This window comes from Pseudoalteromonas lipolytica (assembly GCF_001306915.1).
Classification (GTDB): domain Bacteria; phylum Pseudomonadota; class Gammaproteobacteria; order Enterobacterales; family Alteromonadaceae; genus Pseudoalteromonas; species Pseudoalteromonas simplex.
The window spans coordinates 68424-91525 of record NZ_LJTC01000016.1; the positions used below are offsets into that span (position 1 = coordinate 68424).

Annotated in this window: 17 protein-coding genes; 8 read left to right on the plus strand and 9 right to left on the minus strand. The window is 40.6% G+C overall.

The window, feature by feature from the left end:
* Window positions 1-24: 24 nt before the first annotated feature.
* Together AOG27_RS19510 and add are read left to right on the plus strand one after the other, a co-directional pair.
* Window positions 25-2721: a CHASE domain-containing protein gene (locus AOG27_RS19510; protein WP_054554667.1), complete on the plus strand. Its 2697-nt coding sequence runs from the start codon at window positions 25-27 to the stop codon at window positions 2719-2721.
* 103 nt (window positions 2722-2824) lie between these two features.
* On the plus strand, window positions 2825-3826 hold the full coding sequence (add, locus tag AOG27_RS19515; protein WP_054554668.1) for an adenosine deaminase: 1002 nt from the start codon (window positions 2825-2827) through the stop codon (window positions 3824-3826).
* 9 nt (window positions 3827-3835) lie between these two features.
* Here the strand turns inward: add and AOG27_RS19520 are convergent, their stop codons facing one another.
* From AOG27_RS19520 to AOG27_RS19535, 4 genes are all read right to left on the minus strand, one after another.
* Entirely contained in the window at window positions 3836-4252 is a 417-nt protein-coding gene (locus AOG27_RS19520) for a CBS domain-containing protein (protein ID WP_054554669.1), read from the minus strand.
* A gap of 145 nt (window positions 4253-4397) precedes the next feature.
* A complete protein-coding gene (gene fre, locus AOG27_RS19525; protein ID WP_054554670.1) occupies window positions 4398-5111 on the minus strand; it encodes an NAD(P)H-flavin reductase in 714 nt (237 codons plus the stop codon).
* 87 nt (window positions 5112-5198) lie between these two features.
* Window positions 5199-6665 (minus strand): 4-hydroxy-3-polyprenylbenzoate decarboxylase, encoded by a 1467-nt coding sequence (ubiD, locus tag AOG27_RS19530; RefSeq protein ID WP_054554671.1) that lies wholly within the window; start codon window positions 6663-6665, stop codon window positions 5199-5201.
* Between the two features lie 85 nt (window positions 6666-6750).
* Window positions 6751-7038, minus strand: coding sequence for an MliC family protein (locus AOG27_RS19535; RefSeq protein WP_054554672.1), 288 nt, complete (start codon window positions 7036-7038; stop codon window positions 6751-6753).
* 112 nt (window positions 7039-7150) lie between these two features.
* On the opposite strand from AOG27_RS19535, the gene AOG27_RS19540 reads away from it, so the two are divergent.
* Both AOG27_RS19540 and AOG27_RS19545 read left to right on the plus strand, forming a co-directional pair.
* A complete protein-coding gene (locus tag AOG27_RS19540; protein ID WP_054554686.1) occupies window positions 7151-8056 on the plus strand; it encodes a DUF808 domain-containing protein in 906 nt (301 codons plus the stop codon).
* A 77-nt stretch (window positions 8057-8133) separates the two neighbouring features.
* On the plus strand, window positions 8134-10086 hold the full coding sequence (locus AOG27_RS19545; protein WP_054554673.1) for an alpha/beta hydrolase family protein: 1953 nt from the start codon (window positions 8134-8136) through the stop codon (window positions 10084-10086).
* Window positions 10087-10397: 311 nt separating this feature from the next.
* Here the strand turns inward: AOG27_RS19545 and AOG27_RS19550 are convergent, their stop codons facing one another.
* Window positions 10398-11354: a tetratricopeptide repeat protein gene (locus AOG27_RS19550; protein ID WP_054554674.1), complete on the minus strand. Its 957-nt coding sequence runs from the start codon at window positions 11352-11354 to the stop codon at window positions 10398-10400.
* Window positions 11355-11541: 187 nt separating this feature from the next.
* Between AOG27_RS19550 and dbpA the strand changes: the two genes are divergently transcribed.
* Window positions 11542-12930 (plus strand): ATP-dependent RNA helicase DbpA, encoded by a 1389-nt coding sequence (dbpA, locus tag AOG27_RS19555; protein WP_054554675.1) that lies wholly within the window; start codon window positions 11542-11544, stop codon window positions 12928-12930.
* 9 nt (window positions 12931-12939) lie between these two features.
* On the opposite strand, the gene AOG27_RS19560 is transcribed toward dbpA, so the two are convergent.
* Window positions 12940-13521: a DNA-J related domain-containing protein gene (locus tag AOG27_RS19560; protein ID WP_054554676.1), complete on the minus strand. Its 582-nt coding sequence runs from the start codon at window positions 13519-13521 to the stop codon at window positions 12940-12942.
* Window positions 13522-13740: 219 nt separating this feature from the next.
* On the opposite strand from AOG27_RS19560, the gene AOG27_RS19565 reads away from it, so the two are divergent.
* On the plus strand, window positions 13741-16500 hold the full coding sequence (locus AOG27_RS19565) for a tetratricopeptide repeat protein (protein ID WP_228482683.1): 2760 nt from the start codon (window positions 13741-13743) through the stop codon (window positions 16498-16500).
* Here AOG27_RS19565 and AOG27_RS21815 read toward each other — a convergent pair.
* The 3 genes from AOG27_RS21815 to trxA form a co-directional block, all read right to left on the minus strand.
* On the minus strand, window positions 16473-17723 hold the full coding sequence (locus AOG27_RS21815; RefSeq protein WP_054554677.1) for a methyl-accepting chemotaxis protein: 1251 nt from the start codon (window positions 17721-17723) through the stop codon (window positions 16473-16475). The two genes, AOG27_RS19565 and AOG27_RS21815, sit on opposite strands and share 28 nt — an antisense overlap.
* Before the next feature lie 162 nt (window positions 17724-17885).
* On the minus strand, window positions 17886-19145 hold the full coding sequence (gene rho / locus AOG27_RS19575; protein WP_054554678.1) for a transcription termination factor Rho: 1260 nt from the start codon (window positions 19143-19145) through the stop codon (window positions 17886-17888).
* Window positions 19146-19326: 181 nt separating this feature from the next.
* Window positions 19327-19653 carry a thioredoxin TrxA gene (gene trxA / locus AOG27_RS19580; RefSeq protein ID WP_054554679.1) on the minus strand — a complete coding sequence of 109 codons (327 nt, stop codon included), beginning with the start codon at window positions 19651-19653 and terminating at the stop codon, window positions 19327-19329.
* A gap of 90 nt (window positions 19654-19743) precedes the next feature.
* Here trxA and rhlB point away from each other — a divergent pair, with 90 nt between their 5' ends.
* Window positions 19744-21018, plus strand: a complete 1275-nt coding sequence (gene rhlB, locus AOG27_RS19585) for an ATP-dependent RNA helicase RhlB (protein ID WP_054554680.1) — start codon at window positions 19744-19746, stop codon at window positions 21016-21018.
* Between the two features lie 48 nt (window positions 21019-21066).
* On the plus strand, window positions 21067-22560 hold the full coding sequence (gene gppA, locus AOG27_RS19590) for a guanosine-5'-triphosphate,3'-diphosphate diphosphatase (protein ID WP_054554681.1): 1494 nt from the start codon (window positions 21067-21069) through the stop codon (window positions 22558-22560).
* Window positions 22561-23102 lie beyond the last annotated feature (542 nt).

The following is a 23102-nucleotide window of genomic DNA, read 5'->3' on the forward strand; positions in this document are numbered from 1 at the left end:
TTCAGCCGGCAAAGGAGCAATGGCTTGAAAAACTTATTTACACTGACAATAAGTATTGCACTTGCTTACTTTCTTACAGGGTATTTAAGTAATTCTTTGCTGGCGATTGATGGTTATGCGGTTGCAGCGTGGCCGCCTGCAGGTATTGCGCTTGCCAGTATCTTACTGCTTCGAAATCGTGCTCTGCTAGGAGTTTTGCTAGGGGCGTTCTTTGTAAACCTTATTCACCTTGATAAAGTCACTGATATTTTTCACTGGCAAATGATGTTGCAAGCTATTGGTGTGACAAGTGCATCAACATTTCAGGCTTGGCTTGCCTATTACATTATAATTCATGTAGTTAAACGCCCGATTGAGTTATCGTCATTAAAGCAAAGTATGATTGGCTTAATGATAGGTGGCCCTTTGTGTAGCTTGATTGCAGCATCAATTGGCACCGGCTTATTGGTCATTAATAATGTTATTCCGAGTTATGCGGCGCTTAATAATTTTATCGCATGGTGGATTGGCGACAGCATTGGGGTGCTGATTTTTACACCATTAATTTTAGCGGCATTTAGTTACCATCACACTCGTCAACGGCTGCAAATCATTGTGCCGTCGTTATTAATTTATGTGGTTATTTGTGTCAGCTTTTATGGTGCAGCCAGTGTAAAAAAAGACAAAGACTTACAGCGCCAGCAAGCAAAAGTCAGTGCAATTCATACTAATCTTGAACACCAAGTTGATGAAATTAAATCGCATTTATCTTTATTAGCAACTTTTTTTGCTAGTAGTGACATGGTTGATTTTGATGAATTTAAGCGTTTTACAACAAGGCAACTACAATATAGCAAAGAAATCCTTGCCCTTGAGTGGGCACCTAAAGTTATTCACTCACAACTAAATAACTATCAAAGTCTACTGCGTGATGAACTGGGTGCTGATTACTACGTGAAAGAAAAAAATGCTGCAGGACAGTGGCAGCCGGTAAGTAAGCGAGCAGTCTATTTTCCGGTGCAATATATTCATCCATTAGTAGGGAACGAACCAGCGCAAGGCTTTGACTTGGCTTCAAGCGAGTTACGTAAACAAGCGTTAACTGACTCTCGGTTAATTAAAAATGTCACCGTCAGTGAGCCTATTACTTTGATGCAAGGTGATGGTAACGAAAAGGGCGTTTTATTCTTCAACCCTGTTTATTCAGACATTAATCATCAGGTCGGCTTTCGGGGTTATGTTGTCGCCGTGGTCAATTTAGAAGTGTTAGCACAAACACTAAATTTTAATCAGAACACTGATATCGATGCCAGCTTCTATGACGTTACTGACGGCAGTAATCCTGTCGAAATTTACAGCCCACACCGTGTAGGTACAACCGCTATTGCGAGCTTCAACTTTATTATTGGTGAGCGCGTTTGGCAGGTAAAATTATGGGAGTCAGTTGCACAGTCTTCATGGTTGCCTTATTGGTTGGCGCAAATAGTCGGTATGCTGTTTGTTTGGTTATTGATCACCTTTTTGATTTCTGTAACTGGTACTAATATTCAAATTCGTCAGCAAGTGGCAAAACAAACTCAAAGCCTTCGCGAAGAAAAATTAAAAGCCGATAAAGCCAGCCAAATTAAAAGTGAGTTCTTGGCGAATATGAGCCATGAAATACGCACGCCTATTAATGGTATTAAGGGTTTGCATTATTTAGCAATGCAAGAGCCTGACTGGCAACAAGCCCGTGGTTATATTGATCAAGCCGATGGTGCACTGAATGTACTATTACGGGTAATCAATGATGTTTTAGATTTTTCTAAAATAGAAGCTGGGCGATTGGAGCTACATCAAGAACCCATCGATGTGAATGCGTTGGTTAGTGAGCTGACTAACTTATTGCAGTTTGAGCTTAACTCACGTTCTTTAGAATTTAGAGTTGAGTTTGATGCATCTGTGCACTTATTGATCCACACCGACCCAATTCGTTTAAAACAAGTATTATTAAACCTGTTAAACAATGCGGTGAAGTTCACTCAAGAAGGCACGATTACATTACGTATTTGGCAGCAGGGTGAATTTACTTACTTTAGTGTTATTGATACTGGCATCGGCATCAGTAAAGAGGCGCAGCAGCGCCTGTTTAAACCATTCTCACAAGCCGATAGCTCAACCTCTCGTCGCTTTGGTGGCACAGGTTTAGGCTTGAGTATTTGCCAAAAACTCATTGTTATGATGGGAGGCGAGATAAGCCTCAGTAGCTCTGAGGGGCAAGGTTCAACGTTTACAATTTCGCTGCCATTTGAGTCCCCTCTTGAAGAGGTGATTCATAGCGACGATGAGTTAGCTGATATCGATGTGACAGCTGTTTCATTTGCTGGTGATACAATTCTATTGGTTGAAGATAACCCATTGAATCAACATGTGGCGAGTTCGATTTTAAAAACTAAAGGTTGCCAACCTGATATCGCTAAAGATGGCCACGAGGCTATTAAGATGATCAGTGAAAAAAGCTATGACCTTGTACTCATGGATATTCAAATGCCGAATATGGATGGCTTACAAGCGACTAAGGTTATTCGCAACGAGTTACTGATCACCGATTTACCGATTATTGGCTTATCGGCAAATGCCCACGATGATGATCTTAAGAAAGGTTTAGCCAGTGGTATGAATGGTTATTTAACTAAACCAATTGATGCTGATAAACTTTTTAAAACCTTGTGGCATTTTTTGCATAATGCTAGCGGCCATTAAAGCAGACATTTGACCTCAAAAAAGTAAATAAAATCATCTAAACTTGAAATATCGCCGTGGGTACGTATGATCCGCGCAAATTTACTGAACCTGAGTGCTAATTATGATCAATAACAAACTCCCTTTGCTTGATATTCACCGTCATCTAGATGGTAATGTTCGCCCACAAACGATCTTAGACCTTGGTCGTCAGTTTAATCTTGAATTACCTGCTGACAACATTGAAGCGCTTATTCCGCACGTACAGGTTATCGACCCTGAACCAAATTTAGTGGCATTTTTACAAAAGCTTGATTGGGGTGTAAAAGTACTGGGTGATTACGATGCTTGTCGTCGTATTGCTATCGAAAACGTTGAAGATGCGATTGCCCAAAACCTCGATTACGTTGAGCTTCGTTTTAGTCCATATTATATGGCGCAAAGCCAAGGCTTACACCCGCAAGGAGTTGTCGAAGCGGTGGTTGATGGTGTAAAAAGTGCGTGCCAAAACGCGCCAATTAAAGCTAACTTAATCGGCATCATGTCGCGTACATATGGCACCAAAATCTGTCAGCAAGAGCTTGATGCGCTACTTGCTTTTAAAAATGATTTAGTGGCGGTTGATTTAGCTGGCGATGAAATTGGTTTCCCGGGTGAGCTATTTGTTGATCACTTTAAACAAGTTCATGATGCATACTTAGCTGCCACGATTCATGCCGGTGAAGCACGCGGTAGCGAAAGCATTTGGCAAGCAATTAACGAGCTTGGTGCAACGCGTATTGGTCATGGTGTAAAAGCAATTGAAGATGCTGCACTAATGGATTACTTACGTGATAAGCGCATTGGTATTGAGTCTTGCTTAACCAGTAACATTCAAACCAGTACTGTTGCTGAGCTTGCAAAACACCCGCTAAAAACCTTCTTAGACCATGGTATTTTGGCATCGATTAATACGGATGATCCGGCCGTTGAAGGTATTGAAATAGCGTATGAGTATCAAGTAGCAGCACCTGCGGCAGGGTTAAGCCAAGCCGATATGGAAAAAGCGCAAGCTAATGCGCTTGAAATTGCTTATTTAAGCGATGCAGATAAAGCGGCTTTAAAACAGTTAGCTGCTAATCGTTAAGCAGCTAACTTATACTTGGTGCTCTTGGCATGAAACGTAGTTTTCATATAATGCCTTGAGCACGTCACCTCGGCTGATCATGCCAACAACCTTACCACCCTCGATAACTGGGTAATTCTTTGGCTTACCCGTTTTCATGGCATCAGCCAACTCAATGATATTTTGATCGCTACTCACGGTAACAACATCGGTGCGCATGAGTTGTTTTACCTTTACCACGCCATCGCAGAAATAACTGTTTTGCATGAGCGGTTGCAGCAGCTCTTGTTCTGAAATAAAGCCAACTAAACTTTTGTTGTCATCGAATACAGGTGCGCCTAGTAATTTAAACTTTTGCAGTTCGCTAATCGCGGTGGTCATTTCAGTTTCAGGCGTAATGTGTGGCAACTTACGTTGCATAAAGTCTTGTACTTTTGTATTTAGCATTTGGGTCTCTCCCCATCGTTATTCTAAACAGAGTATGGTCAAGGAAATGCAGTTTGTGAAATCGTTTAGACGGATTAAGGCGATAGGTAAAACAAATAAAAAAGGCATCCAATTGGATGCCTTAAAAATAATCTGTATGAGTTAGTTATTTAATGAATGCAAATGCATCGGCGTACATGTTCTCACGTACCGCACCATGGTTAATAAAATCATCGCGAACCACGCCAATCATGTCGAAGCGGCCTGCCATGTAAATATCGTATGGTTCTAAAGACACGATATCTGCCATAACGGCCTTGTGGACGTAACCGGTTTTGCCAGTCCAGCTTTGCGGCGCATTTTCAACCACTGGAATGTATTGGAAATGTGGGTTGCTGTTTGCCCATGCTTGCATTTCATCATGAGCATAAAGCGCAGCTTGCTCACGAACACCCCAGTAAAATAATACAGGGCGCTCACAGCCAATTTCAGCAAGGTGATCAGCCATTGATTTGGCATAAGAAAAACCAGTACCGCCAGCAAGTAGAATAATTGGGCGCTCACCCTCAACTCGCAGCTGTGATACACCTAAACCCACTTCAACATTAACTTGCTGTTGCTCTGTATGTGCTTGACGTAAATGATCAAGCGCTTGCATTGCATACGAATCAGCACCTGCGGCACCAATATGTAGTTCAATCTGTTCAGTTTGCGACGGGCGGCTTGCAATAGAAAAGGCACGCTTATCTTTTTCGCCTAATACAAGTTGCATATATTGGCCTGCCTCGAATGACACAGGTTGCTGTGGTTTCAAAATGACCTTATGTACATGGTCTGTAAGCGGGCTGATCGCAACAACGTCAGCGAGTAATGTTTGCATAGTTTACCTTTATAAGCACAGAAGCAAATTCGGTTATGAATCGCACTCATAACCGTTAAATTTTGAGCAGTTTAACATAGTCACAGCCTAGAGAATATCTAAGCTGTCCCATAATTCATCAACACGTTCTTTGATTTTTGGATCCATAACAATGGGCTCACCCCATTCACGATCTGTTTCGCCTGGCCATTTATTGGTTGCATCCATGCCCATTTTTGAGCCAAGGCCCGAAACTGGCGATGCAAAATCTAAATAATCAATTGGCGTGTTTTCGATCATCGTCGTATCGCGAGCAGGGTCCATACGCGTTGTAATGGCCCAGATCACGTCGTTCCAATCACGTGCGTTTACATCATCATCGCAAACAATCACGAACTTGGTATACATGAATTGACGTAAGAAAGACCACACCCCCATCATCACGCGCTTGGCATGACCTGGGTATTGTTTTTTCATCGTGACCACAGCCATACGATAAGAACAGCCTTCAGGTGGTAGATAAAAATCTACAATTTCAGGGAATTGCTTTTGCAGAATTGGTACGAACACTTCGTTCAATGCAACCCCGAGTACTGCTGGCTCATCTGGTGGACGGCCAGTGTAAGTGCTGTGATAAATTGGGTTTTCACGATGTGTAATGTGAGTGACCGTCATCACCGGAAACTCGTCTACTTCGTTGTAGTAACCTGTGTGGTCGCCATAAGGGCCTTCTGGTGCTGTTTCTCCTGGCATAATATAACCTTCAAGCACGAACTCTGCGGTAGCAGGCACTTGTAGGTCATTTGAAACCGATTTAACAACTTCAGTTTTACTACCGCGTAGTAAACCAGCAAATGCATATTCGCTTAGGGTGTCTGGTACTGGTGTTACAGCGCCTAAGATTGTCGCAGGGTCGGCACCTAATGCGACAGATACAGGGTAAGGTTCGCCTGGGTGCTCTTTACACCATTCACGAAAATCTAATGCGCCACCGCGGTGCGATAGCCAACGCATAATAATTTTATTTTTACCCAATAGCTGCTGACGGTAAATGCCTAAGTTTTGGCGCTTTTTATAAGGCCCTTTGGTAACCGTTAGACCCCATGTGATCAAGGGAGCAGCATCACCCGGCCAGCAATGTTGGATAGGCAGCTTAGTTAAGTCAACATCATCGCCTTCAAGTATCACTTGCTGACAAGGCGCTTTTTTTACTTCTTTAGCTGGCATATTCAGTACTTGTTTGAATACTGGGATTTGCCCTAGTGCCTCTTTAATGCCTTTTGGTGGCTCAGGCTCTTTTAGAAAAGCTAATAACTTACCAACTTCGCGCAGTTCACTGACATCATCTTGGCCCATACCCATCGCTACACGTTTGGGCGTACCAAAAAGGTTAGCAAGAACGGGAATGGTGTGACCTTTAGGGTTTTCGAATAACAGAGCAGGGCCTTCTGCACGTAACGTACGGTCGGCAATTTCGGTCATTTCAAGGTAAGGATCAATTTCTTGTTTGATCCGTTTTAACTCACCTTTTTGTTCTAATAACTCGATAAATTCGCGAAGATCTTTGTATTTCATTATAGCCGCTTAAACGCTGAATAAACTGTCGCTATTATACTCAAAACCACTGATTAAGCTAATTTAGCCACGAAAGCTTTTGCTATTACTGGGTTAAGCTACATTGGTACTTTTTACCTCTTAAAATCAGCATGGCTTCATCGCCTTTAGACCAAAACAGCACATTATCGGCACTGTATTTAACCCCAGAGCCGCTTACTTGGCGATTGAGTAAATATTCACTCTCCTTAAATGTCAGTCTGGCTTCCTCATCATTGTACTCAACGATACTGGCGCTGAGGGTCTCATCGCACAGATAGTTGCTCGGTGCACTTTGCTCAGCACATGCGCACAAGGTAACTAAAGCGAGCCCCGAGAGAAGTGGTTTAATCATAGAAACACCTCTATTTTGAATGAGCTATAAGCCTAACAAAGAAAAATTAACCGTTGGTGAAAATGGCAGGATAAGTTATGTTGATAGTGTATTTAATGGGCAAGGAACCACCATGGCAGGCACAAATTTACTAACCTTACTTGATGATATTACAACACTTTTAGACGACATTGCGACGATGAGTAAAGTCGCAACAAAAAAAACAGCAGGGGTGTTAGGTGATGACCTCGCGCTTAATGCTCAGCAAGTTACAGGGGTAACTGCCGATAGAGAGTTGCCAGTGGTTTGGGCTGTGGCAAAAGGCTCGTTTATCAACAAAGCCATCTTAGTGCCCGCAGCGTTATTGATTAGTGTTTGGTTGCCTTGGTTAATCACTCCGCTGTTAATGGTTGGCGGGCTGTTTTTGTGTTTTGAAGGTGCAGAGAAAATTATCGAAAAGCTGTTTGGTCACGCTCAACAAGAAGATGAAAGTGTGGTTGAACAACAAGACTTACAAGAATACGAAAAGCAAAAAATCAAAGGAGCAATCCGTACTGATTTTATCCTCTCTGCAGAAATTATAGTGATAACGCTAGGTACGGTTGCTGGCGCAACGCTGGTTAATCAAGCTTTAGTGCTCAGTGTAATCGCAATTATTATGACCATTGGCGTGTATGGGTTAGTTGCTGGGATTGTTAAACTTGATGATGCTGGTTTGTATTTACTGCAAAAAGCGCAGCAAAGTGGCGGTAAGTTTAAAGAGCTTGTAGGTAAGTTTTTACTTGCTGCAGCGCCTAAGTTAATGCGCTTTTTAGCCTTTGCAGGAACGGTTGCTATGTTCTTAGTTGGCGGTGGCATATTGGTACATGGGATCCCTGTTTTGCATCACGCCAAGCAAGGTAGCACCAAGTTTGTAACGGATTTAGTTGGCAAAACTGGGGAGTTGGCTACGCCGATTATATTTGATGGTTTATTGGGTGTTTTGGCTGGGGGGATCGTCGTTTTAATGACAATTATCTATAAGAGATTTTTTCGGTAACAATTGTTATTTATAAGTATACTGGTTGGGAGTTATTTGTTACCTTTTATTTTACTCTAAATTTAAAAGGGAATTTTATGTCTAGATTAATCATAATTATATCTTGTTTGCTTACTAGCTTTATTAGTAATGCAAAACCAAAACCTTTACCAATTGAAACCTTCAGTAAAGCTAGCGAGTTTGGAAGTGTGAAGATTTCACCTACTGGTAAATACCTAGCCGTAATGACGCAGCCTAACGGCAAGAATTCTTTAATGATTTTGGATACTGATACATTTAAGGTATTGCATGCGATAAACTTTCCAAAAAATGCTCAAGTCGGCAACTATTACTGGGTGAATGAAGAGCGTATTGTATTGGCTAAAGAGTATCTCAAGGGTTGGAAAGATCATCCTGAATACCATGGTGAGTTGTTTGGTGTAAACGCAGACGGCAGTCAAGGGGAGTATTTGGTTGGTTATCAAGGTGAAAGGCAAACTGGGACGAGAATTAAAAAGGCAACTCCTGTATTAGGGACCTCTTATGTGCTTGACCCATTGGTAGAAAATAAGCGTAAAATGTTGGTTTTAACCATACCATGGACAGCTGCCAAAGAGCCTCACACGATTGTGTATGAAGTAGATGTCTATCGAGGGACAAGAAAAAAGATCACACGTTCACCTTCAAGAATGGCTAGTTTTCTGACTGATCATGAAGGCAACGTAAGAGTATCCGCCTCGACTGATGACTATATTAATCCAAAAATATATATCCGCCCTAAATCTGGTGGTGAGTGGGAAGAGCTCAATTTAAAGGATATTACGTATAGTGATGTTGGGTTGCATGCTTTTGATAGCACGGATGAATCTGCTTATGTGACGGCTTCTGTTAACGGAGAAGCTAAAGGGCTTTATAAGTTAAATCTTAAAACTAAACAATTTGATCTAATCCATAAAGAAAAAAGTGTTTCACCAAAGCAGGTGTGGGTGGATGAAGTATCAAAAGAACTTTTTGCTGTCGAGCATGAGTTAGGCTACCCAACCTATTCTTTTATAGATAATAACACTAAGAAAAGCCAGCAATTGAAGGCTCTTTTAAAAGTGCTTGAGGGTCAGCAGGTTCAATTAGTTAGCAGTACCGTAAATGGTGATAAGAGCGTCATTTTTGCCTCAAGTGACACTAATCCTGGCAGTTATTACTTATTTGATGCTAAAACTAATAATCTCGGTTTTCTATTCTCATCCAGAAGTTGGATTAAACCTAGTCAAATGGCGATTACAAAGCCTATCAATTTTACAGCACGTGATGGACTAGCTATCTACGGTTACTTAACTATTCCAAATAATGCTGAAGAAAAAAACTTACCATTAGTAGTAATGCCGCATGGGGGTCCTCATGGTCCAAGAGATTGGTGGGGATATGACTCAACAGCTCAGCTTCTTGCGAGTAGAGGAATTGCTGTACTAAAGGTTAACTTTCGTGGCTCAGGTGGCTTTGGACGAAATTTTGAACGTGCTGGCCATCGCAAGTGGGGACAGGAAATACAATACGATATTATAGATGGTGTAAAATATCTTATTTCAAGCGGTATTGCTGATAAAGGTAACATTTGCATTATGGGGGCCAGCTTTGGTGGATATTCCGCGTTACAAAGTGCGATCTTGGAACCTGATATGTTCCAGTGTGCGATTGGAGTTGTAGGTGTATATGATTTACCACTCATGTTTGATGAGGGAGATGTATCTGAGCGTGATAGCGGGCAACGTTTTCTAAAAGTGGTATTAGGCGAGGATGAAGAGCAACTAAAGCGTTTTTCACCAAGCTACAATATAGAAAAGTTAAAAGCTCCAGTATTAATTTTTCATGGTGGGGAAGATCGAAGGGCGCCTATCGAGCAAGCTGAGTCTTTAATTTCGGCTTTTAAAAAAGAGAATCATCCCTATATTTATGAGCTATTAGATGATGAAGGCCACGGTTTTTATAAAGAAGAGCACCGCACTCTTTACTATAAAAAAGTATTGGCTTTCTTAGATGAACATTTAAAGCTTTAAAAGAAAAGTGCCGGCGAGCAAGCTCGCCGGCAAGGATTTAGCACGGGAACGTAAGCGTGCTAGTGTGCAAGGTCTTCCTTTAAGTTGTACAAACTCAAAAGATGATTCGTTCATTAAGCAATGAAGCCTAGTTGCAATTTAAAACAGAGCAGGAGAGTGACTCTGTTATTGCTAATAAGCATTTATAAAACCAACAAAGTAATATAAATACTGCGCTATACAAAAATGTTATAACATAACAAAATTAAAGTAAATAGCGAGAGTCATATTATTAGGCTGGTTTCTTCTGCGTGATATTTATGGGTAACAGATTATTGAGTATTCAACTTACTACAATCGTAACTCAAGCATAGCTCTGCGAGCTCAACCTTTGCTTTAGGATTCCCTTGTAAGGTGGCTTTGTTGAGCCAGTAAGCTGCTTTTTCGTTATTCACATTTGTCCCTTGGCCATCGCGATACATCTGACCCAAGTTTAATTGCCCCCATGAATAACCATCTTCCGCAGACAGGGTAAAACTTTTCAACGCTTCCTCGTATAAGCCATCTTTGAAGTAAGTGATCCCCTCCTGATTATGCTTATCGAGCTTAACGCCCGTATATAAAGGCTTAGGTCTAGGCGGGTGCATAACAAAACCACCAAATAAACTATAAAGCTCAGGTCGCATAATCTTATATATGCTGCCTTCATCATAAAGCTGCTGTATTTGTGATTTACTGAAAGTCAGGGTTTTACTAGAAAAGTAATCATCTTGAACTAGCATGCTGGTTCGCATCGCAATCTCGATGTCTTTATTGTACTTGTAAGTGTAGTTAGCAACTCTAAAAGTCATGTTCTTGTCATCCAACTCAACGAGCTGAGCTACTTTTAGGTTGTTAATACGTTTTGGTTTGCCAGTAAATTTATCCGAATATACAAAATAGGTATCAAACAACTTTGGCTCGTTTAGGTAAGTTTGCTCGTTCTCAGTTTGTTCATTCGCCCCGATTAATGCTTTTACTAATAGGTAAACGATGATGAATAGGCCAATAAAGTACTTTATAAACGACGCTAACTCTAAGGCGGGCAATGAATACCAAGGTGCAGGAGTAACATAGCCACAGTCATCACATTGTCTTTGATAATTAATAGAAAGTGGCATGATGGGCAAAATAGTAAAGCGCAAAACTTTACTGTGATTGCTTAAAGAATAATGTTCACTATGGCAATGTGGACACGTTTTTTGTTTTTTATAAAAAACATCAGCGGGTGCGGTATTAAATAGAAGCATCGTTTCTTCCTGAATATTGCTATCAATAAACTAGAACAAATGCAGAGAGTTAGAAAGCACCAAACTGTAAGCAAATATGAATTAAATATGCTGAACAATGTTTTCGTTTAGAGAAACAGCACATTCTCTGCTATGATCCACAGCATCTTCGAGGATGTCCCTCAATTATCAAGTTTGGAATATTACTGTGACCGCTACTGCTTTTTCATCTTTGGCTTTGCCGCAAGAGTTAACCGATAACTTATCAACTTTAGGTTATACGCAAATGACGCCTGTGCAAGCGCAAAGCTTGCCAGTGATCTTGCAAGGCAAAGATATTATTGCCCAAGCTAAAACCGGGTCGGGTAAAACGGCTGCATTTAGTCTAGGTGTGCTGGCTAAGTTAAATGTGAAACGCTTTCGTATTCAGTCTCTCATTTTATGTCCAACCCGAGAATTAGCAGAGCAGGTAGCGGAAGAAGTTCGTAAGCTAGCCCGTGGTATTCATAACATTAAAGTTTTAACCTTATGTGGCGGTGTGTCTATTGGTCCACAAATTGGCTCATTAGAGCATGGTGCGCATATCATTGTTGGCACGCCAGGTCGTGTTGATGACCATATTCGCAAAGGCACATTGCGCTTAAATGATGTTGAAACCTTGGTGTTAGATGAAGCTGATCAAATGCTAGATATGGGTTTCCAAGATACCCTTGATGCTATTGTTGAGAGTATTCCAAATCAACGCCAAACATTATTGTTTAGTGCGACTTATCCAAAATCAATTGCTGCGATAGCTGAGCGAGTGCTTAGCAATCCAGAAATGATTAAGGTTGAAGAAGAGCAAACAAAAAGCACCATAAAGCAATACTTTTATAAACTAGATAATAATAAACAGCGCTTTAATACATTGAAGCTGTTGTTATTAAAGTTCCAGCCAGAAAGCTGTGTGGTTTTTTGTAACACCAAGGTTGAAACTCAACAGATTTGTGATGACCTTTATGCTGAAGGGTTTAGTGCGGTTGCCTTACACGGTGATTTAGATCAACGTGAACGTGAGCGCACTTTAATTCGCTTTGCTAATAAAAGTGCCTGTATTCTGGTTGCAACGGATGTTGCTGCGCGTGGCTTAGATATCAACGATATGGACATGGTAGTGAACTACCACCTCGCGCATGACCCTCAAACCCATGTACACCGTGTTGGTCGTACTGGTCGAGCAGGTAAAAAGGGTATTGCATGTTCTATTTATGGTGAAGCAGAGCAATTTAAAGTGGCACAAATTGGCGACCACTATGAGCGCGACTTTGACCCTGAACCAATTCCGCCATTTAGCTTGCTCGAAAAGCCTGCTTATAAGCCAACCATGGCGACAATTATGATTGATGCTGGCAAGAAGCAAAAAATTCGTGCCGGTGATATTTTAGGTGCATTAACTGGTAAAGAGGGAATTGCCGGTCATCAGGTAGGTAAAATTAACGTACTTGATAATGTGGCCTTTATTGCTGTTGAGCGAGCAGCTGCAAAACCTGCATTACGCAAATTGACCGAAGGTAATATTAAAAAGCGCAAGATCCGTGCGCGACGTTTGAGTCGGTAATCTGGTTAATTATGAGCAGCTAGCTTTAAGTTGCTCATATTCGAGTTGTATTCTCTTAAACTCAATTGCACAGCCTTGGCGGTCTGGGTGGTGTTTTAGCGCCAGTTGTCGCCAACGCTTTTGTAACTGTTTTTCCGAAAAATCAGTAGGTAGCTGCCACGCCTGTTGTAATTGTATTAGCTGCTGCTGAGGTAATGAGTGAATCCCCTTCTTTGTGCTAAATGAAGAAAAGCGCTGCCAAAAATCAGTTAACAACGCATCAATTTCATCGCTTGTTGTATCAAAGTTTTGCCAATCTAAATAATAACCCCGTAGCGGGTCATGACTTTCTAATGCGTTACTTGTTTGCTTACTAATAAGTTCAATATGTAAAGAGGCAATCTCTAGCTGTTGCTCTGGCGCAAGTTGTGCTTGCAGTTGATACAAGCCATTCATAACTAAAAAGTTGCGTTTAAACAGATCTTTTTGTGGGTCTGCGTCTAATGATTCTATTTTTCCAGATTCACTAAGTGCGCTGGCAAGCGTATGAACCTTCCAAACAGGCTGTTCCAAAAGGAGGTAAAAAATCTCATCAATCAGTGGGTTAACCATTGTTCGCAAGCCTGACTTTGGTGTAATCTAAATGTGTGTACGCTATCACAGCTAAACAATTGAAACTACAAAGTTGCTCTGAGATAAATATTTAGCATTATAAAATTAGCATAAAAAGCCAAGTATAAGATTAGGGATATTAAATATATGCTCGCACCTACACGTTTAAGCATACTTTGTTCAGCGTTTTTTTGCTGTTTTTTCGTTATGCCCTTCAATTTGGCTGCAAATTCATTATTTGAGCAATTCACACAACAAGAACAGTGGGAAGATAAGCATCAACTAGGGTTACAGTTAATTTCACAAGGTTCACTGAGTAATGAGCAAACTCTTGATGTTTATATGCAATTAGCCGATTTAGCATTAGAGAAAGACTTATTTTCTAAAGCAATTGAAAATTACCAAAAAGTTGAGTTATCTACATCATTTGATACCAATCCGGAGCGTTTCTTTCGTGCAATAAAAATGCAAGGAGTGACCTACTATTATCAAGGTTTGATGCAACAGGCGCTAATAGCGTACTTAAAAGCGATACCTTTTGCTGAAAAAATGCCTGACCCACTAGCTAAAGCCAATTTAATGAGCAATATTGGTCTCGCTTATTTTGATATGTTTAATTTGAATCAAGCTTTAAATTACTACAAACAGGCCAAAGATATTTATGAGCAACATGGTAGTGAGCAAGATAAAGCTGATATTTTGCATAACATTGCCGGAATATATATTCGACTTTCAAGTTACGAAGTTGCTCTTGAAATGTACAGAGAAACATTAAATATATTCCAAAGTTTAGGTGATATGGATGGTGTCGCTCAATCCTATGGAAATATGGGGGTAGCTTATTCTGAGCTTGGGCAGTATCAACTCTCTTTGCATTATTATCAGCGTGCTTTGCGCTATTATCAAGAAACAAATAACGCCTATTTCTTGTCTTCTCGCCATGGCAACATTGCTAATGTTTATTTGCGCACGGGTGATTTAGAGCTTGCCTTAAGCCATGCCGAAAAAGCAATTGAGTTTGCAAAAAAAATTGACAACAAAGCCTTAGAGTTGGCCGGCGTGTTGTCACAAGCAAAAATTGAATTGTTACAGAATAAATTAACAAAAGCTGAATCCACTTTAACTACTTCAGTACAGATGGCAAAGGAGTACAAAGACGATTTACGTGTTCAAGATGGTATGGGAATGATGGCTTTAATTAAAGCAGGTCAAGGTGATTTTGCTACAGCCGTTGCGAATTTTGATAAGTTTGTTCGTTCATTTAACTCTGTTCAAAATGCCAAATTATTAAAGTCGATGGGAGAGTTACAAAGCCAGATACAAGCAACTCAGCTCAATCAAGAAATAATCGAACTAAAGCAACGTCAACAAGTACAAGATCTCGAAATGTCCAAACAACGACAGTTGGGCATTATGCTATTCATCTTATTCGTTATGCTGGTGGTAACAGGTATTACTGTATACCGTCGTAGTATTGAAAAAGGCGCTAAAGAGCAGCTTTCTTTAATGGTGGCAAAACGAACAAAAGAACTTGAAGAAACAGCAGAAAAATTGCGCAGAGCTAACGAAATAAAGAGTCAATTTTTAGCAAATATTAGTCACGAAATTCGTACGCCGCTAACTGCAATTTTAGGGCAAACAGATAATTTAATTAATGGTTATTATAAACCAGAGCACTTAAATGATGAACTTGCTGTTATCCAAAAACAAAGTGATCATTTAAAAGAGCTAATAAATGACGTGCTAGATATCAGTAAAATTGAAGCTAACAAGCTAGAGCTTAGCCTAAAAGAGGGGGATTTAGTTCGGTTGCTTACAGATGTCCATTCTATGCTTAGTGGTCAGGCTAAAGATAAAGGGTTGAACTTTGCATTTCATAATGAACTTGGTGAGCAATATTATAGCTTGCTCGACTTTACCCGCATTAAACAAATCCTTATTAACCTGTGTGCAAATGCAATTAAGTTTACAAACCAAGGCGAAGTCGAGTTAAAGGTTTCGCGTGTTGAGCAAGGTGTGTGGTTTTATGTTACCGACACTGGTATTGGCATGAATGCCGAGCAACTGAAGCAAATATTTGACTGCTTTAGCCAAGGTGACAATAGTATTAGTCGCCGTTTCGGTGGTACTGGACTTGGATTAAGTTTATCGCAACAGCTTGCAATGATGATGGGTGGTTATATAAGTGTTGAAAGTGAGCTGAACCAAGGTAGCGTGTTCTCATTTTACTTACCTTGTAAAGAGTATATACCAAGCTCTGACATCATTGAGCCTGCAAAACTCGAACAACATGCTGCCAATGGCTTATCTGGCAAAGTGCTGCTAGCTGAAGATCATCCAGATAACCGCCGTTTAATTTCTCGCTATTTAGAATCTATGGGACTTGAGGTGATTGCTGTAGAAAATGGTGAGCAAGCCGTTGAGCAGTGTTTAAAGGAGTTTCCCGATGTCGTGTTGCTTGATATTCAGATGCCAGTGCTTGATGGTTTAAGTGCGCTTAAACTATTACATGAATGTGGGTTTACACAGCCTGTATATGCGTTAACGGCTAATGCTATTAGTCACGAAATCGACGGTTATCTTCAAGCGGGATTTACAGGTTATCTTGCTAAGCCAATTGATAAAAAGGTGTTTTACACGCAACTTGCTAAGCATTGTAAGAAGGACGCCGTTACAATTAAGTCTCAGCATGATATGAGCGACTTAGTCGCTAGTTTTATTGCAAGTTTCGAGCACGAAAGCGCCTTAATACAACAACACTTTGCTGCTGATAAATACTTCGATTTGCAGCAGGATGCGCACCGCATTGGTGGTGCTGCAAAAATGTTTGCGTTAGATGAGGTGGCAGTGAGTGCAATGGCGCTTGAGTCTGCACTAAAACAGCAAAAATTATCAGACTTAACTAGCCTAGTTGCTCAGTTGCTTGAGCAGCTACATTGTGCTGCTGTAAGTCAAAATAACTCAATCTCTCCATCTTGATGATTTTTAGAAGAGTCGCTAGTTTGGATACGATCGCGATTTATACGCTGATTAGTATCGATATCTGGGTGAGCAATATGAAACAAAGACAGTTTGTCATCTATAGCGTGAGCTAAGCTAACTAAATCCTTACTGGACACAGCTTGAATTTGCGAACTTGAAAGTGCGTCTGAGTTTAATTCTACCATTGAATCAATACTAGCCTGGGCTTCGTCAGACATAGTACTTTGTATTGCGACTTGCTCATGAACGCCCTCTGAGTAGTTGCTGATAGCTAACATAGCCTGCTCTATTTTATTTGTTTCTTTTGTCGTTGCATCAGATAACTGTACTGTATTTTCAGCTTCCTTGAGAGCTGTTTGCATCAGTTGATTTGCAAGTTTGGTGCTGTGTTGAATTTTAGCTACCATTTCACGCACTTCTTGGGTCGATTTACTCGTTCGTGCAGCTAAGTTTCTTACTTCATCTGCGACAACTGCAAAGCCTCGACCTTGCTCACCAGCGCGGGCTGCTTCAATTGCCGCGTTTAATGCCAAGAGGTTGGTTTGATCTGCGATGCCATTTATTACATCAATAATTGAGCCTATGGCATCACTGTCTTGTTTAAGTAATAAAATTTGTTCGCTTGTGAGATTTATATTATCAGCAAGTTTAATAAGGCTTGCTTGGCTTTTATCTGAATCAGAACGAGTTTGTTGAACTGATTCTGTCGCAGCCAAAACCGATTGAAAGATTTCTTTCAAGCTATGATCAAGCTTTCTTGACACTTCAATCGTTCGATTTATTGTATTGGCTAAATCAATTCCATGTGCATTTTGTATTGTGGCTTTCTGAGTCATTGAGGCATAGGTGTCTCGCAGAGCATCTGCCATAGGAAGAAGCCGCGCAGATGAAGCTGAAACTTCACTAAGTAAATGCTCGACCATGGTTAGACTTGCATTTAAAGCGTGACAGACCTCAGGTAATTGGCTGTCACTTTCATTAAACCGAAAAGTGAAGTCGATGCCATCTTTCGTTGTTATACAAGATACAAAATATTTAAGGTAGTCCTTTTGTTTGTCATTATCTTTATGTAGATAAATGATTAATAGCGACCAAGGAATGACTGAAACTAAGCCAAAAATGACTATTTCTTTCATAGATGAGTTGAAAATGATAAAGCTGGTAATACTGCCAATTAAGCTAACTACAAATAGAATAATTGCAATTTTTAAATGCGACATAGAGGATCCTTACCTTTATATCTAATCATTTATAGAACAATTATTCTTCAAATACCAATAAACTTATTCTGAAAAAGTATAACTTTTAAAGTGTTATGTGCTTAGTTTTAGGCAAAAAAAATGCCTGTATTAAACAGGCATTTTTTAAAAACTTAGTAATCGTTACTGTCGTTTCATTGAGTCAAAGAATTCATCATTGGTTTTGCTCATCGAAAGCTTATCAATTAAGAATTCCATGGCGTCAATTTCTGACATCTCATGAACGATCTTACGTAAGATCCACATCTTTTGTAGTTCATCAGGTTTAGTAAGTAACTCTTCGCGACGCGTACCTGAGCGGTTAAAGTCAATCGCTGGGAATACACGCTTTTCGGCAATCTTACGATTTAAGTGTAATTCCATGTTACCTGTACCTTTGAACTCTTCGTAGATAACTTCGTCCATCTTCGAACCAGTATCGATAAGAGCCGTTGCGATAATTGTTAAGCTACCGCCTTCTTCTACGTTACGAGCTGCACCAAAGAAACGCTTTGGTTTGTGTAATGCGTTTGCATCAACACCACCGGTTAATACCTTACCTGATGATGGGATCACCGTATTGTAGGCACGAGCAAGACGTGTGATTGAATCAAGTAAGATAACCACGTCTTTTTTATGCTCAACAAGGCGTTTTGCTTTTTCAATTACCATCTCGGCAACTTGAACGTGACGACTCGCTGGTTCATCGAACGTTGAGGCAACTACTTCACCTTTTACAAGGCGCTGCATCTCTGTAACTTCCTCTGGACGTTCGTCGATAAGAAGAACCATCAGTTCACAATCAGGCTGGTTGTAGCTGATCGATTGCGCAATGTTTTGCAGTAGCATGGTTTTACCCGCTTTCGGCGGAGCAACGATAAGCGCACGTTGACCTTTACCAATTGGTGATGCTAAATCAAGTACACGTGCTGTGATGTCTTCAGTGCTACCGTTACCACGCTCCATACGTAAACGTTCGTTTGCGTGTAGTGGGGTAAGGTTTTCGAATAGGATTTTTGTGCGAGAGTTTTCAGGTTTGTCGAAGTTTACTTCATTTACTTTTAATAGTGCGAAGTAACGTTCGCCGTCTTTAGGTGGACGAATAAGGCCTGAAATTGAGTCACCAGTACGCATGCTGAATCGACGGATTTGACTCGGTGATACATAAATATCATCTGGGCCGGCTAAGTAAGATGCTTCTGATGATCTTAAGAAACCAAAACCATCTTGTAAGATCTCTAGTACACCGCCGCCATAGATGTTTTCACCGCTTTTAGCGTGCGCTTTAAGGATGGCGAAAATGATGTCTTGTTTTCTTAAACGGGCTACGTTTTCGAGCCCCATGGACTCAGCTAAGTTTACAAGCTCTTTTATAGACTTGTCTTTTAATTCGCGTAAATGCATATTGGTGGGTTCTTTATTACAATTGTCATACTCAAAATCATCGTTTGATACATGAGTGAGGTTTGTTGGTATAACTAAGGATTAGTTGGCTTTATAAACTAGCAGGTCACTAGCAAGGCGTCCAGTCTTTAAACAAAATAAAGCTAAAAAAAGGGCAAAAAGCCCTTTTTTTATATTTTCATTAGATGTTGTTTTCTAAAAACTCTACTAATTGAGTCTTAGAAAGAGCACCAACTTTAGTTGCTGCAACTTGGCCATCTTTGAAAAGAAGTAATGTAGGGATACCACGGATACCGAACTTTGGTGGTGTGCCTGCATTCTGGTCGATGTTAAGTTTACCAACGGTAACTCGGCCATCAAACTCGCCAGCTACTTCGTCAAGAATAGGGGCGATCATTTTACAAGGTCCGCACCATTCAGCCCAAAAATCAACAAGTACAGGTTTGTCTGATTGTAGTACGTCAGCTTCAAAGCTATCGTCAGTTAATTGAATAATTTTCTCGCTCATTGCGATCTCCGATTAGTTAGGCGAAATATTTAATGCGTATTTAAACACTCTTGTTTCTTATTGCAAGTTTAAACGTTATGCTTAAACGCTATGACTAAGACACATTTGACCGATAAAAAGTTTTCAGACTTTGCTATCGCACCGGAAGTGGTTGCCGGTTTAACCGAAAATGGGTTTGAATATTGCACACCCATTCAAGCAAAATGCCTACCTTTTATTTGTGAAGGCCGCGATATTGCGGGCCAAGCACAAACAGGTACGGGCAAAACGTTGGCGTTTTTAACCGCCACGTGCCATCGGTTATTACAATCTAGCAAAGCATCTAGTAAACATCCAAGAGCCCTGATCATGGCCCCAACAAGGGAGCTGGCGATTCAGATACACAAAGATGCAAAAATTTTAGCGCCACACTGTAATCTTAACTTAGGATTAGTATATGGTGGCGAAGATTACGAAAAACAACGTGCACAACTAGAAAAAGGCGTTGATATTTTAATTGGGACTACTGGACGCCTTATCGATTTATACAAGCAGGGCTGTTATACCCTCAATGAAATCGAGGTTGTAGTGCTTGATGAAGCAGATCGTATGTTCGATTTAGGCTTTATAAAAGATATTCGTTATATGTTTAGACGTATGCCAGAAACGTCTGAGCGATTAAACCTATTATTCTCTGCAACCTTGTCATATCGTGTGCAGGAATTAGCGTTTGAACATATGACTAACCCTGAGCACGTACAAGTCGAGCCTGATGTAAAAACAGGTAAGCGTATTCAAGAAGAGCTATTCCATCCATCGCAAGATGACAAAATTAAGTTACTGTTAACTTTAATTGAAGAAGAATGGCCAGATAAAGCGATTGTGTTTGCAAATACGAAACACAGTTGTGAGAATGTTTATGCATGGATGAAAGCCGATGGTCACCGAGTTGGTTTATTAACCGGTGATGTAAACCAGAAAAAGCGTCAATCAATTTTGGCTCAATTTACCAAAGGCGATCTAGACTTTTTAGTAGCAACAGACGTTGCAGCTCGTGGTTTGCATATCCCAGAAGTAAGTCATGTATTTAATTTTGATTTGCCAGATGATTGTGAAGATTATGTACACCGTATTGGTCGTACAGGACGTGCAGGTGCATCAGGACACGCTATTAGCTTTGCCTGTGAACAGTATGCCTATAATCTCCACGAAATTGAGCAATATATAGAACACAGCATTCCATTATCACATTATGATAAAAGTGCATTGCTTGATGATTTAACTAAGCCTACTATTCAGAAAAAGCGGAACTATTCTACAGGCCCACGTAATCGTAATAACAACGGACGTCGACCAAATAATAGTTACCAGAAATCGCGGTCGTGATAAACGACCGTTATTGAAGACTTAGTAGTAACTAGAGGTTTTTGAACGGTGGGGCAACTTCAACCGCAAAAAAATGTGTATGCAGTAATCGACTTAGGATCAAATAGTTTTCATATGCTGATCGCTAAATCGATTGCTGGCGGTCTGCAAACGATCGGTCGAGTAAAACGTAAAGTAAGGCTTGCTGCAGGGCTTGATGAAAACAACGTCCTTAGCACTGAAGCCATGCAACGAGGTTGGGAATGCCTAGCCTTGTTTGCTGAACGTCTACAAGACATACCAAAGAAAAACATCACAATTGTTGCGACCGCAACTTTACGTCTTGCTACTAATGCTGATGTATTCAAGCATAAAGCTGAACAGATCCTTGGTCATAAAATCAATGTTATCAGCGGTGAACTAGAAGCTAAGACAATCTATAAAGGCGTGGCGCACACCTCTGCTTGTAGCGGTAAACAACTGGTTATCGATATTGGCGGAGCCAGTACCGAAGTTGTTATCGGTCAGGGTTTTGATGCACTGCATTATAAAAGTCTACACATGGGCTGTGTTACCTTCCTAGAACGCTACTTCAAAGATCAAAAGCTCAGTAACGAAAACTTTGCTGCTGCAATTAAAGCTGCAAGTGAAGTGGTTGCAGAAATTGTCGATGAATACCAAGCAACCGGATGGCAAATTGCGAGCGGTGCGTCAGGCACAGTGCAAGCGATCCAAGAAATCATGGTTGCACAAAACCAAGATGAGCTTTTAACGCTTGATAAACTTCTCGCTATTAAAGAGCAATCAGTGCAATTTGAAACGATTGCTGATCTTGAGCTTGCTGGCTTGAGTGAAGAGCGCCGCCTAGTGTTTGTTTCTGGCCTCGCTATATTAATCGCCTTGTTTCAATCGCTAGATATAAAACAAATGGGTCTTGCGCGCGGTGCATTGCGTGAAGGTGTTTTATATAGCATGGTGCCAGAGCTTCATAACCACGACATCCGCAAACGTACAGTTGATGGTTTAATGAATCGCTATCATGTAGATCAAAAACAGGCTTGTCGTGTTGCGCAACTTGCGGAGCAGTTGGCTAAAAGCGTGATGGGGCAATGGCAATCGATCGATGAAAATGCAATTGCATTGCTAAGGACAGTAGCAAAATTGCACGAGATAGGCTTACTCATAGAGTATAAGCTTTATCATAAGCACACGGCTTACATTATAGAAAACACAGATATGCCAGGATTCTCGCAATCTGAGCATAAACTGATTACTGCTGTTGCTAGTGAGCATCGCGCTGATCTTGTTAAAAACAGTTTTGCTCACTTGGGCTGTCATCAAGTACTCGCAGAATGCTTAACAAGAGTTGTGCGGATCGCTGTGATCTTATCAATGCGTCGCCAAGATGATGTACTACCAGCGATTGATCTCAGTGTTAATGAAAACACCCTTACACTGACATTTGATGGTGATTGGTTAAAATATCACCCATTAATGGCCAGTGAGCTGCAACTAGAGTCCAAGCTACAAGCAAAAGTAGGTTGGAAGCTCATAGTAAAATAACGTTAAAAGGCCCTTCGGGGCCTTTTTTAGTGCTATTTTTACCCGTTTCGTTCGTATTTTGCGCGAACAGTCATTTTTTTCATAAAAACTTCAAAAAACAGTTGATCTCAATTCGGATCTCCCTATAATGCGCATCCACCGACACGGCGGACTGCTTACAAAAAAGCAAAACGACGAGTTGGTTGAGTCAAGTAAGACTGAGTTTTGAAAAAATAAACTTTTCTCAAAATTAAGTGTTGACAAAAATAACGGCTTGCGTAGAATGCACAGCCCTTGAGACGCAAAAGTATCTCAAACGTTCTTTAACAATATAAAGCAATCATCTGTGTGGGCACTCGTACAGATTGAGTTCTAACAGCGAAGCTTAGTTTACTAAGTGGAGCAAACAAATTTAGAGTCTCAAATGTAACTGAGTGACTTCATAGTCAATTCGATATCGAAAGATATCAAAATCAGAATTCATTGAGCATGGTTTGAAGTTTACTTCAAACAAAAAACTTTTAATTGAAGAGTTTGATCATGGCTCAGATTGAACGCTGGCG